Origin of the sequence: Winogradskyella rapida (assembly GCF_042675845.1) — a bacterium.
In the GTDB taxonomy this organism is placed as follows: Bacteria; Bacteroidota; Bacteroidia; order Flavobacteriales; family Flavobacteriaceae; genus Winogradskyella; species Winogradskyella rapida.
The window spans coordinates 151221-164102 of the sequence record NZ_JBHTKM010000048.1; the positions used below are offsets into that span (position 1 = coordinate 151221).

Below are 12882 nucleotides of genomic sequence, written 5' to 3' on the forward strand. Positions count from 1 at the left end.
CTTTTATAAAATCATGCAAAATGAAATAAAAATAATAATTGATAAGTCTAGACAATTATTATCAGGATTATTTAAGAAACAAAATGAGCAATTGCCTTATGTTATTATTTCGGTAGTAACCATTTTGCTTGTAATAGGGAGTATTAATTTGTTTATAGAACTCACTGAGAATTTAAAAACAACAACCTTATCGGAATTTGATACCAATACGACCAATTACATCCTCACCTTTCGTCACCCTAGTCTTACCAAGTATTTTATGTTTGTTACTAATGTAGGGGACGTTTATGGGTATTTAGTGGTGTTTCTATTAAGCAATGTAGCCTTCTTGTTAATTTTTAAAAACTGGCAATATGTAATCCAATTAAGTGTGGTTCTCGTTTTAGCCTTAAGTTCTAATATCATTTTAAAAAACGTTATTAATAGATCTAGACCCGATTTAGAACATCTTGTTACTGTAGAAACTTTGAGTTACCCTAGCGGACATGCCATGACGGCAATGGCCTTTTACGGGTTCTTAATCTACCTTTTTTACCGATTCAATATTCATGCGGCGCTTAAATTAGTGGTGATAACCTTAATGATTTTTCTCATTTTAAGTATAGGCATCAGTCGTATTTATCTAGGCGTTCACTTTCCTTCAGATATTGTAGGTGGGTTTATAGCCGGATTCATTTGGGTATTATTATGTGCGTTGATGTTTAACTTTATTAGAGTATTTAAAAAGGATCCACGAACCTAAGATGCTTTATTTAATAGATGCATAAAAAAAGCCTTTTGAAGTTGACTTCAAAAGGCTTTTTTTTATGATTAAGCTCTATAAGTTTTAGGCATTATAATTTACCATCCATCCAATTCCGAATTTGTCTGTACAACGTCCGAAGAAGCCCCATTCTCTTTCACGGTAATTATGATGAATTTGTCCACCATTAGATAAAGCCTCAAATAACGACTGCCCTTCAGCTTCACTAGAAACCTCGACACTCATTTGTACTTGATTCCCACTATTTAATGGTGTATCTGGTGATACGTCATAAGCCATAAAATGAACGTTCTTGCCTTTTAATTCGGCATGTTGTAATCTATCTCTATACGATGAGGGTACATCTATTTTTTTGTCTTCATAAGTTTGCCTGTTTGTAATCTCAGCATCAAATAATTCACTGTAAAATTTTAAGGCTTCCTGACAATTTCCGTTGAATGATAAATAAGCTTGTACTTTCATGATTTATATAATTTTTAGTTCTACATTATTTGTATAGCTAAATGTATTATAAACCCTAAAAACAGTTTAATGGCATTAAATCAAATATTTGCTCATTTCCATAACAGGCCTTCAATTAGAAAATTAGAGATTACCAATTACGAGTGAGTATACCTATACCTGCTTGTATATAGGTTTCACCATCTATGAACGGAGCGCCGGCTTTTAATGCCATGGCTTTGCCAATTTTAACTTTAAGCCCCGCTTCATAATAATATAGAATACTTTTTAAATCCCCAATATCCCATACTTCGTCTTCGAACTGAAGAAATAGATACAGCCATTTTACAAAAGAGCTTACCTAAAAAAAAGGCATAAAAAAAAGTCCACATTGCTGTGAACTTTTTGTGGGCGACAAGGGATTCGAACCCCTGACCCCTTGGGTGTAAACCAAGTGCTCTGAACCAACTGAGCTAGTCGCCCTAATAAATGAAGTTTCGTATAAAAAAAGCTCACTTTTCGTGAACTTTTGTGGGCGACAAGGGATTCGAACCCCTGACCCCTTGGGTGTAAACCAAGTGCTCTGAACCAACTGAGCTAGTCGCCCTATTTATTAGGACTGCAAAGATACTCTAGTTTTCGACATTACAAAACATTTTTACCAAAAAAAATTAAATTATTTCAGCTACTACAAATGTACTGCCTCCAACATAAATGAGATCATCAACCTTAGCTACTGATTTTGCATTATTTAAGGCCTCACCCACACTATTATAAGCTTCCCCAATAAAACCATTTTTTATAAAAATATTTTTTAATGCCTCGGCATCAAGACCACGAGGAACATTAGGTTTACAAAAATAATATCGTGCCTTACGTGGTAATACAGTCAATACACTGTCTAAATCTTTATCATTTACAGCACCGAAAACAATATGAAGCGCGTTATAGACTTCTTCTTCTAATTGCTGTACCACATAAGTTAATCCTTCTTTATTATGTGCGGTATCGCAAACAACTTTAGGCTTTTGCCCTAATATCTGCCATCGTCCTTGCAAACCGGTATTGGCAGCAACATTACCTAAACCTTTTTCAAGGCAGGCTTCTGAAACATGATAGCCTCGTTCTTTAAGAACCACTAAGGCTTGAAGGACTGTTTTTTTATTATGAACTTGGTAAGCGCCTTTTAAATCGCTGTCTACAACCTTAGTTATTAATTGATCTGCAAAATAAATATCTGAATTTGTCGCTGCGGCCTTGGTCTTAAAAATAGCTTGTGTGTCAGGATGCGTTTCTCCAATTACTACAGGAACATTCTCTTTAATAATCCCCGCCTTTTCGGTAGCAATCTCAGGTAGGCTATTTCCTAGTATTTGCGTGTGATCTAAGCCAATATTGGTTATAACGGATAATTCTGGGGTAATGATATTAGTAGAATCTAAACGCCCCCCTAAGCCCACTTCGATAATAGCAATATCTATGGCTTCTTTAGCAAAGTAATCAAAAGCCATCCCTACGGTCATTTCAAAAAACGATAATTGATTGGCCTCAAAAAAGCTACGATTACTGTTGATAAACTCAACAACAAAAGCTTCAGAAATAACCTTACCATTAATTCTAATACGTTCTCTAAAATCTTTTAAATGTGGAGAGGTATACAAGCCTACTTTATACCCTGCTTCTTGCAAAACTGAGGCTAACATATGGCTCGTAGATCCCTTACCATTGGTTCCGCCGACATGTATAGATTTGAATTGGTTTTCAGGATGTTTTAAATACGCGGCTAATTGAAGCGTATTGCTAAGGTCTTTCTTAAAAGCAGAAACACCTTTTTGTTGATACATTGGAAGTTGTTGAAACATCCATTGTACGGTTTCTTGATAATTCATGACTTATTGCCCCACATCAAAATTAATACTCACAAATCCCACTTGAGTGCTTGGGGCATCATTATCTGCAGGCCATTTATGAGACAAAGCGATTTTCTTTGCTGGTTCTAGCAAACAAGGGTGTGTATTAGTAGACCCTTTAATTCCAGGCGTAGCACTAACCACTTTACCCTGTCTATTCACTTCAATACGTACTACAACCAATCCGTATTCATTACAATCTTGTGCAAAGATTTCTCGAGATGGAGTACCACGCCCACCTAAACCATAGCCAATGCCTCCTTTTCCAGGGCCAGAACCACCAAAGTAACTCGTAGCATAAGGATCACCATCAAGTTGTCCTTTATTACCACCTTTACTATCTGGTCCTTCACCACCATCGGTAGTACCTTCAGCATTTTTAACGCCACCAATAAGGTTGTCTAGTTTCTTTTTCTTTTCAGCCTCTTCACGACGCTTTTGCTCTTCAGCTTCACGTTTTTCACGTTCTATCTTTTCTGCTGCCGCTTTAGCTTCTGCCTTCGCCTTGGCTTCTGCCGCTTTAGCCTTTTCCTCAGCTTCCTTTTCCTTTTTCATCGCTAGTGCTTCAGCATTATCTGCCGTCATCACCTCTTCAGCCTTTGCACTCGCTTCAGCAGCTTCAACTTGAGTTTCTTCAGGTACGGATTCTTCAACAGCACTTTCTTCTACAACCTGTTCTTCTACAGCTTGCTTAGGTTCACTTAATGGTTGGTTGCCGCTTCCAAAATCGGTAGTCCCAAAATTAACGGCTACCCCGTATTCTTCTGGTGGATCCATATATTGAGGCCCTACCACAAATAACAACAAAAGAAGTATCAAAGCGATAAGCGCTGTGATTTTTGCGGAATTACGTTGGTGTTTGGTCTCTAAATATTTCACTGTTCTCGTTCTAAATGGGGTTGATGCTATACCTTATTCTTAAAGGAACCTCTAAGGCTCTAATTAGGTTGTACAGCTAAAATAACTTTAAATTTATTTCGGTTTGCAATATCCATCACCTTTACCACATTTTCTACGGGAACAGATTTCTCTGCTCTTAGTACGATGGTTGGTGCATCTTGGTTTGCCATTATAGAAATCAATTGCGTTTCTAAAACACTTTCCCCAACACGTTTCTCATCGATATAATAAGTTAGGTCTTTTTTAATACTAACCGCTGTTGATTTTTTGTTCTCCGTTTTACCACTTGCTTTAGGTAAAACAATATCAATAGCGCTGGTCGTTACCAAAGTTGACGCAATCATAAAAAAGATGAGTAGCAAGAAAACAATATCGGTCATTGAAGCCATATTGAATTCTGGTGTTACTTTATTTCGTCCTCTAATATTCATAAATTAGATAGGTTCATTTAAGTGATCTAAGAATTCTACTGAATTCGCTTCCATTTGATAAACCACTTTGTTTGTTTTTACCACGATATGATTATAGGTTACATAGGCTACAATCCCTACAATTAGACCCGCTACGGTAGTGGTCATTGCCGTATATAATCCACTTGCTAAGACATCCATTTGAATGGTACCTCCTGCATTAGCCAATTCAAAAATTGAAATAATCATCCCCACTACGGTTCCTAAAAATCCAATCATTGGAGCGACACCAGAAATTGTTGCTAAAACACTCACGTTTTTTTCTAAATTATAGATTTCTAAACGTCCTGCATTTTCAATTGCTGTATTAATATCTTCTAAAGGCTTCCCAATTCTGGTAATACCTTTTGCTATTAATCTAGAGACTGGTGAATTTTGTTGCGCACAAAGCATTTGAGCCGAGTCAATTTTACCGTTACTCACGTGGTCTTTAATTTGATTCATGAAGTTAGAATCCACTTTCGAGGCTGCTTTAATGGCAAATATTCTTTCAAAATAAATATAAGTGGCCACGATTAACAATACAAACAGGATAATGATAATCACCATTCCTGAGGTTCCTCCACTGGAAATAAGTTCTATAATTGACAATGTTTTTTCTACAGATTCTCCGTCAGGTAAAACATCGACTTCATCTTGAATAGCACTTAGTAAACTCATACTAATAAATTTAATTTTTAAATTCTTGTTCTTATAACGTTAAGTTTCGCACTTAAGTATATCTATTATTTCAATTTTAAAGGTGACTTAGAAAATAGATCTCGTCACCATAAAAGCAGCGGCTCCTGCAATAAATCCAACAAAGGCCAACCAGGATATTTTCTTAAGGTACCAAAAGAAATCAATCTTTTCCATTCCCATAGCAACAACACCTGCTGCAGATCCTATAATTAACATGCTTCCTCCTGTTCCTGCGGAATAAGCGATAAAATGCCATAGCTCATTATCTAAAGGTTCTGAGAACATTCCTAAACTTGCGGCCACTAAAGGTACATTATCTATTACAGCTGACCCAACACCTAACAATAAAACCACCAAATCAGAAACACCTTCATGATGAAATTCTGTACCTAACATAGGCATGGTCTCTTGTAATGAATTGGCAAAACCGAATAAAATCCCTAAAGATTCTAGAGCTGCAACAGCCATTAAAATTCCTAAGAAAAATAAAATACTTGGCAATTCAATCTTAGACAACGAGTAATGCACCGGACTATGGTTAGCTCCTGCTGAGTGTTCTTCAGAAACAACTTCCGTAATTGCGAATTTTGAATTGCTATACACTTCTGCAAATATAGCCACCACACCAAGAGAAAACATCATCCCTACATACGGCGGTAAATGGGTTACAACTTTAAAGACTGGTACAAATACAATGGCACCGAGTCCTAAGAATAACATAGTAGAACTAAATTTACTTCTCACTTTATTATCTGCTTTTTGTAATTCTAAGTCCCCTTTAAAAGGCGGCAACAAAGAGGCGATAAACGTAGGAACCACCATACATAATAAAGAAGGAATAAATAAATAGAGGAATAATTTCCCTGAAGAAACTTTATTTCCAATCCATAACATGGTGGTGGTAACATCTCCAATAGGTGACCACGCTCCACCTGCATTAGCGGCAATAATAATTAAACCGGCATACCAAATTCTTATATCTCTATTCTTAACGATTTTCTGAAGTATAGAAATTAAGACAATTGTAGCGGTAAGGTTATCGATAATAGCAGAAAGTAAGAACGCTAGGATAGAAAACATCCATAGTAACTTTTTTCTACTATTAAATTTAACGGCATTTTTTATTGTTGAAAAACCATCGAAATAATCAATAATCTCTACAATAGTCATAGCGCCTAAAAGGAACACTAATATCTCTGCGGTTTTCCCTAAATGATGAAGAAGTGTTTCTTCCATGAGATGTAACTTTTCTTCATGCTGAAGCAATCCGAAGTTATCCATCAGGGCGTGTTTTCCAGAATCAAACCATTGCGTAAAGTCATCGATACCCAAAGAAATTAAAGCCCAACTTATAGCCATCATGACTAAAGCAGGAATTAATTTATCGATTTTAAGGTTGTGCTCTAAGGTAATTGCTAAGTATCCGAAAACGAATACCAGAATTATAACTGTTTCCATAAGTAGTAATAAAAAAAGATTAGATGAGTTGTCTTAGAGCAATTTCAAAAGCGGTTTCGCTAATTCCCGTTTTGTTAGGGTTCGTCTCATAGACGTCTTGAAGTGCTTTTCTAATGGTATTAGACGTATCGTTAAAAATATCTTCGTCTGTCATTTGCACTTTACGTTCCATAAAATAGGCAAAAACCCTTGCCATACCACAGTTGGAAATAAAATCGGGTATTAAGCTAATTCTTTGATCGGTATGTTCCATAATAGGTCCAAAGAAAATTTCTTTATCTGCGAAAGGCACATTAGCCCCACAGGTAATTACTTCTAGACCGGAAGCAATCATCTGATCTATTTGACTTTGGGTTACTAGTCTTGAAGCCGCACAAGGTGCAAACACTTCAGCATTTAAGGCCCAAATTTTATCATTAATTTCATTAAAAGGAATACAATCTTCTGCTACCAATGTATTTCCATTTTTTGCAAGATATAAATCGGTTATGGCTTCAAAAGAAAACCCTTCTTCATTAATTAAACCACCATCACGATCAATAATTCCTACAATCTTAGCGCCCATTTGAGCAAAATAAAATGCAGCGGCTGCACCTACATTTCCGAAACCTTGTACTACAACACGTTTTCCTTTTATAGAATCGTTTTGTAAATCGTAAAAATGTTTCGCTGCAATAGCCACACCAAAACCGGTAATCATATCTGCTACCGTATATTTTCTACTCACATTAGGTGAGTACTTGGCATTTTCTATAACTTTAATAACCCCATGTCTTAGTTGACCAATACGGTTAATTTTATCGGCAATTGAAGGTTTAAAGTGGCCTTCAAAAACTCCTTCTTGCGGGTGCCATACCCCACTTTGTTCTGTAATTGGAATAACTTCGTGAATTTCATCCACATTAAGATCACCTCCTGTACCATAATAACTTTTTAATAATGGCGATACTGCGGCATACCAACGTTCTAAAACGCCCGTTTTTCTTGGATCTTGAGGGTCAAAGTTAATTCCGGATTTAGCCCCACCAATAGCCGGACCAGAAACGGTAAATTTAACTTCCATGGTTTTAGCTAAGGAGAGCACTTCATTTTGGTCTAGTCCTTTACGCATTCGTGTTCCACCACCTGCTGCTCCACCTCGTAATGAGTTAATAACCGTCCAACCTTCGGCGTCTGTTTCGGGGTCGTTCCAATGAAATACGATTTCTGGAGACTTATTTTCGTATTTCTGAAGTAATTCTTTTATCAATTTAAGTAAGTTTAGTATGCGGTAACAAATATAAAAAACAATCGAAGTTATTAAGAAATAACTTTAATTATTAGGAATTAATATTTTTCCGGAAGCATGATCTTTTGAGGCCCCCGTTACACTTTTTAAACAGTTAATTTCTTCTCTATCTTTTAAGACAGCAAGAAAGCCAAAAATTAAAGCTTCCTTAAATTCTACAATGGCATCTGACGGAATTACCAATTGTCCTGGCAATGCTTTCCTAATACAGTCCATTAAAAATTGGTTGTAAACACCACCTCCTGTCATTAAAACTTTAGCTTTAGAATCCTTAATTACAGCGGAGATTTGAGTTGCAATATGGGCTGTGAACGTACGTAAAATATCCTCTAGTGGAAGTTGATAGCGATCTATTAGAGGGAAAATAGTACTTTTAACCCATTCTAATCCAAGAGACTTTGGTGGGGTTTCACTATAAAACGATAAAGCATTTAATTCTGCCAGTAACGTTTCATTGACGCCTCCTGAAGCAGCAAGTTTTCCTCCATCGTCATATTCTAAATCCCTACAGGCCACATTATGATTTAATACAATATTTACAGGGCAAATATCAAAGGCTATACGTTCGGCATTATTTTCAAAAGAAATATTTGCAAAACCTCCTAAATTCACACAATACTCATATTCCGAAAAAAGTAAGCGATCTCCAATAGGCACTAAGGGTGCGCCTTGCCCTCCATAATTCACATCTTGAACTCTAAAATCACAAATCACTTTTCTTTGAAGACCATCTGCCAATTCTTGTAAGTTTCCTATCTGATATGTACTCCCATTTGCGGGTTGGTGTAGCGCTGTGTGACCGTGTGAAGCCACAAAATCTATAGCCGTTAACTGATGCTTGTTAATAAAGCTTGAAATAACTTCAGCTAAATACGTGGAATACAAATGATCAATGGTGACCAATTTCTGTGGTGACAAATGCACTAATTCACGGAGTTTTGTTTTCCAATCTATTGAATATCTGACCGTTTCAGCGGTATGAATTTTAAATTTCCAAGTGTCCTTTTTTTCAAAAGTTATATATGCCAAATCAATCCCATCTAAGGAGGTACCTGACATAACACCAATAACATTATAAGTAGATTTTATCATATCAGTAAAAATAGTGTTACTTATTGAAAATACCACAATAAAAATTTATCTTTACCTGAAAATTTTAAGAAATCACTAACAATATTATAATATGGATTTTAGTTTAACAGAAGAACATTTAATGATTCGTGATGCTGCACGAGACTTTGCCCAAACCGAATTATTACCTGGTGTTATAGAACGCGATACTACACAAACCTTCCCTGACAGTTTAGTTAAGAAAATGGGCGATTTAGGATTTTTAGGCGTTATGGTCGATCCTAAATATGGAGGTAGTGGAATGGATGCCATTTCTTATGCCTTAATAATGGAAGAATTATCTAAAATTGATGCTTCCGCTTCTGTTATTGTTTCCGTGAATAACTCTTTAGTATGTTACGGTCTTGAAGCTTATGGAAATGAAGAACAAAAACAAAAGTATTTAACCAAATTAGCGACAGGCGAATTTATTGGTGCATTTTGCTTAAGTGAACCTGAAGCAGGAAGTGATGCCACTTCGCAACGCACTACAGCAATAGATAAAGGAGATCATTATATCTTAAACGGGACCAAAAATTGGATTACAAGTGGAGGCCGCGCCGATGTTTATTTAGTTATTGCACAAACCGACAAGCACAAAGGTTCTCACGGAATTAATGCTTTTATTGTTGAAAAAGGAACTCCAGGATTTGATGTTGGGCCAAAAGAAGATAAATTAGGTATTAGAGGAAGTGATACACATACCCTACAATTTAATGATGTAAAAGTGCCTAAAGAAAATAGAATTGGTGCTAACGGATCTGGTTTTAGATTTGCTATGAAAACCCTTTCTGGGGGACGTATTGGTATTGCTGCCCAAGCTCTAGGTATCGCTGCCGGAGCCTATGAATTAGCTTTAAAATATTCTAAGGAACGTAAAGCTTTTGGTACTGAAATTTGTAACCACCAAGCTATCGCCTTTAAATTAGCTGATATGCATACCGAGATCGAAGCTGCAAGAATGTTAGTTATGAAAGCTGCTTGGGACAAAGATCAAGGTAATAATTATGATATGTCTAGTGCTATGGCTAAACTTTATGCGAGTAAGGTGGCTATGGAACATACCGTTGAAGCAGTACAAATACATGGAGGTAATGGATTTGTAAAAGAATACCACGTAGAGCGTTTAATGCGTGATGCAAAAATTACTCAGATATATGAAGGGACTTCAGAAATTCAAAAGATTGTAATTTCTAGAGGACTTATTAAAGAATAACCCTTAACAGTTAAGAAAAAAAGGCTTCAAATTTTATTTGGAGCCTTTTTTATTTGATTGTAAATCTTCTAATACCAAACGAATTTCACCATAAGAATACTTATCGTCAAGTTGCTGCTTCAAGTCTGAAAGATTTTCAAAAGTTTTAGTCGGAATAATTTTAGATAAGGCCTTGTAATTCAATTTAGACATCAGCTCCGTAATTTTAACCTCTCCAGTAGCAATAAAACTCGCTAAGTGTCCAAAAATAGTGTTACTATTTAATTCGCGCTCCAAAGCAATTTGATCTATAGATTTACCTGCTTTAAATAAATCTAGAGATATTTTCTTTGTATCTCCTTTTTTTCTTTTTGGCTTATCCTTTATTAATTCTGGTGCGGCCTCAGAAAATTCAATATCATTTTCATCACAATATTCTTTAATTGCTTTTAGGATGGCAGCACCATATTTATCAACTCTAACCTTTCCCATACCATGAATGGCTTGTAACTCAGCTTTGTTTCCGGGCAAGGTTTCACACATGGCATAGAGCGATTTTTGACTAAAAACTTGATAATGCACCAAATCCTCTTTTTCTGCAATCTGATTTCTAAGCTCTCGTAATAATTCAAATAGTTCCACATTGGTGGTTCCGTCTACCACAGATTTACGCGTTTTCTTCGGCTTCTCTTTAGCCAAAAACACAGATTTTGCACGTAAGCTTAAAAACTCATGCGTGGAAAACCCCTTCGCTAATCCTTTAAAATAAGACCGTTTAATTGCCAATAATTCATCTAAAGTTTCTAGATGTTTATCAATATCTTTTTCAACCGTTTTATTATCTGTAGTATAATTACATTGTTTTAAAGTGATTTCAATAATCGTATTCGTTTGCTCTGTAAAATAATCTAATGCTTTTTTGAAACGTAACTGAACCGTCTCATTACTCTCCGGTAGCTCTTCGGCATCTATTAAGGTTTTAAGTTGCGCTTTAAAACCATTACCCACCTTTAGTAAATTAGTAACACAAGCTTTAAGTGTCACCAAAGGAGTTTCTAAATCCCCTTGAATACGTGTTCTATTACTATAATACAGATCTAGAATTCGATTAACAGGATATAAAAATTTATAAAAGTTGAATATCTCCGCAATTAAATCGAGTTGATAATCGCGTTTAGAGGCGAATAAAATAGCGTCATCTGGCCTATGCGCTTCGGCGTACTTATTAAATTCGATAACATTATTATCGCTAATAATTTGATTGGGTTGAATTTTACTTTTAAGCACTAAGCCCTCTAAAGATTTACAACGGCTTAAGGCCACATAAGTTTGTCCATGTGCAAAAGCACCTTGCGCATCAATAATTGCCTTTTCAAATGTTAAACCTTGACTTTTATGAATTGTTATGGACCAGGCTAAACGCAACGGAATTTGTGTGAAACTTCCGATTTTATCTTCAGAAATCGCTTTCGTTTTTGCGTCAACCGTATATTTAATATTTTCCCAAGTTTCTAAACTTGTATTAATATTGTAATCGTCATCCGGACAATGCACCACAACTTCATCCTTATCTAAATGAATAACCTTTCCTATCTTCCCATTAAAATAACGTTTTTCAGGAGTACTGTCATTTTTTATGAACATCACTTGAGCCCCAACTTTAAGTTCTAATTGTTCATTATTTGGAAACATATGCTCAGGAAAATTTCCTTCAACAACAGCTTTATATTTTCTAGTTTTAGTTGATAACTCTTCTAATTTCTCAAAATTAACTTGCCTTGCCTTATTATTATGAGTAGTTAATGAAATATAACCTTCATCATCACCAGGTTTAAAATTAGGAATGAACCGTTTATTTAATTCCTCTGCAGCCTTAACGGATAAATTATTATTTCTTATCTCATTCAGAATATCTATAAAAACAGGATTGTCCTGTCTATAGATATGTTTTAATTCAATGGAAATAGGATTAGATTCACGATAAGCTAAGCTACTAAAGAAAAAAGCATTGTTATAAAATGGTTTTAATAACTGCCACTCTTGCTCTTTTATAACTGGCGATAATTGCTGTAGATCACCAATCATTAATAATTGAACCCCTCCAAATACTTTGGTTCTATCTTTATAACGCCGTAAGGTTTTATCGATGCCATCTAAAAGATCGGCCCGCACCATACTAATCTCATCAATCACTAATAAGTCTAGCGACTTAATAATATTTATTTTAGTCTTATTAAATTTTCTTTTAAAACTAGACGAATTATTGAAATCTTCATTTGGTAATAGAGGTCCAAAAGGCATTTGAAAAAACGAATGAATCGTTACTCCTTTAGCATTAATTGCAGCCACACCTGTTGGTGCCACAATGACCATTCTTTTTTGACCTTCATTTTTTAAGCGATGTAAAAAGGTTGTCTTACCCGTTCCGGCCTTTCCTGTTAAGAATATATTTCTATTTGTATTATTAACAAAATTCCAGGCTAATTCTAGTTCTATATTTATGGCCATATGTAATTAAATAAAGTTTGAAGATACTAAAAACAATTCAGAGGATTGCGAGCGATATATAAAGGTGTGGTTATTTAGGTGGTTTTTAAAAAAGGTGTAAAAACAAAAAACCCTTACTAGTTATCTAGTAAGGGTTCTTAAAAAAGGCGGCGACCTAC

11 protein-coding genes and 2 tRNA genes are annotated in these 12882 nt (G+C 35.5%); 2 read left to right on the forward strand and 11 right to left on the reverse strand.

The window, feature by feature from the left end; genetic code table 11:
* Positions 1-13 precede the first annotated feature (13 nt).
* Positions 14-742 (forward strand): phosphatase PAP2 family protein, encoded by a 729-nt coding sequence (locus ACFQ13_RS07050; RefSeq protein WP_114310817.1) that lies wholly within the window; start codon positions 14-16, stop codon positions 740-742.
* A gap of 84 nt (positions 743-826) precedes the next feature.
* Here the strand turns inward: ACFQ13_RS07050 and ACFQ13_RS07055 are convergent, their stop codons facing one another.
* From ACFQ13_RS07055 to ACFQ13_RS07100, 10 genes are all read right to left on the reverse strand, one after another.
* The gene (locus ACFQ13_RS07055; RefSeq protein ID WP_386115632.1) at positions 827-1225 is read right to left on the reverse strand and encodes a VOC family protein; all 399 of its coding nucleotides are present in this window, start codon (positions 1223-1225) and stop codon (positions 827-829) included.
* Between the two features lie 387 nt (positions 1226-1612).
* A tRNA-Val gene (locus ACFQ13_RS07060) sits at positions 1613-1687 on the reverse strand.
* A gap of 49 nt (positions 1688-1736) precedes the next feature.
* Positions 1737-1811 (reverse strand) — tRNA-Val (locus ACFQ13_RS07065).
* A 64-nt stretch (positions 1812-1875) separates the two neighbouring features.
* Positions 1876-3093, reverse strand: a complete 1218-nt coding sequence (locus ACFQ13_RS07070) for a bifunctional folylpolyglutamate synthase/dihydrofolate synthase (protein ID WP_386115635.1) — start codon at positions 3091-3093, stop codon at positions 1876-1878.
* Between the two features lie 3 nt (positions 3094-3096).
* Positions 3097-3993, reverse strand: coding sequence for an energy transducer TonB (locus tag ACFQ13_RS07075; RefSeq protein WP_386115637.1), 897 nt, complete (start codon positions 3991-3993; stop codon positions 3097-3099).
* Positions 3994-4052: 59 nt separating this feature from the next.
* Positions 4053-4445, reverse strand: coding sequence for an ExbD/TolR family protein (locus ACFQ13_RS07080; RefSeq protein WP_114310813.1), 393 nt, complete (start codon positions 4443-4445; stop codon positions 4053-4055).
* A gap of 3 nt (positions 4446-4448) precedes the next feature.
* Complete coding sequence (locus ACFQ13_RS07085; protein ID WP_386115640.1) at positions 4449-5144, reverse strand: MotA/TolQ/ExbB proton channel family protein; 696 nt, start codon at positions 5142-5144, stop codon at positions 4449-4451.
* Positions 5145-5231: 87 nt separating this feature from the next.
* A complete protein-coding gene (gene nhaD, locus ACFQ13_RS07090) occupies positions 5232-6623 on the reverse strand; it encodes a sodium:proton antiporter NhaD (protein WP_386115642.1) in 1392 nt (463 codons plus the stop codon).
* Between the two features lie 19 nt (positions 6624-6642).
* Positions 6643-7869, reverse strand: a complete 1227-nt coding sequence (locus ACFQ13_RS07095) for a Glu/Leu/Phe/Val dehydrogenase dimerization domain-containing protein (protein ID WP_386115655.1) — start codon at positions 7867-7869, stop codon at positions 6643-6645.
* A gap of 66 nt (positions 7870-7935) precedes the next feature.
* On the reverse strand, positions 7936-9003 hold the full coding sequence (locus ACFQ13_RS07100) for an anhydro-N-acetylmuramic acid kinase (RefSeq protein ID WP_386115645.1): 1068 nt from the start codon (positions 9001-9003) through the stop codon (positions 7936-7938).
* Between the two features lie 91 nt (positions 9004-9094).
* Between ACFQ13_RS07100 and ACFQ13_RS07105 the strand changes: the two genes are divergently transcribed.
* Positions 9095-10237, forward strand: coding sequence for an acyl-CoA dehydrogenase (locus ACFQ13_RS07105; protein ID WP_386115648.1), 1143 nt, complete (start codon positions 9095-9097; stop codon positions 10235-10237).
* Positions 10238-10270: 33 nt separating this feature from the next.
* On the opposite strand, the gene ACFQ13_RS07110 is transcribed toward ACFQ13_RS07105, so the two are convergent.
* On the reverse strand, positions 10271-12724 hold the full coding sequence (locus ACFQ13_RS07110; RefSeq protein ID WP_386115649.1) for a helix-turn-helix domain-containing protein: 2454 nt from the start codon (positions 12722-12724) through the stop codon (positions 10271-10273).
* Between the last annotated feature and the right edge of the window lie 158 nt (positions 12725-12882).

Coding starts and splice junctions, on each gene's coding strand:
- ACFQ13_RS07050 (WP_114310817.1), top strand. CDS start 14: ATGCAAAATGAAATAAAAATAATAATTGATAAGTCTAGACAATTATTA.
- ACFQ13_RS07055 (WP_386115632.1), bottom strand. CDS start 1,225: ATGAAAGTACAAGCTTATTTATCATTCAACGGAAATTGTCAGGAAGCC.
- ACFQ13_RS07070 (WP_386115635.1), bottom strand. CDS start 3,093: ATGAATTATCAAGAAACCGTACAATGGATGTTTCAACAACTTCCAATG.
- ACFQ13_RS07080 (WP_114310813.1), bottom strand. CDS start 4,445: ATGAATATTAGAGGACGAAATAAAGTAACACCAGAATTCAATATGGCT.
- ACFQ13_RS07085 (WP_386115640.1), bottom strand. CDS start 5,144: ATGAGTTTACTAAGTGCTATTCAAGATGAAGTCGATGTTTTACCTGAC.
- nhaD (WP_386115642.1), bottom strand. CDS start 6,623: ATGGAAACAGTTATAATTCTGGTATTCGTTTTCGGATACTTAGCAATT.
- ACFQ13_RS07100 (WP_386115645.1), bottom strand. CDS start 9,003: ATGATAAAATCTACTTATAATGTTATTGGTGTTATGTCAGGTACCTCC.
- ACFQ13_RS07105 (WP_386115648.1), top strand. CDS start 9,095: ATGGATTTTAGTTTAACAGAAGAACATTTAATGATTCGTGATGCTGCA.
- ACFQ13_RS07110 (WP_386115649.1), bottom strand. CDS start 12,724: ATGGCCATAAATATAGAACTAGAATTAGCCTGGAATTTTGTTAATAAT.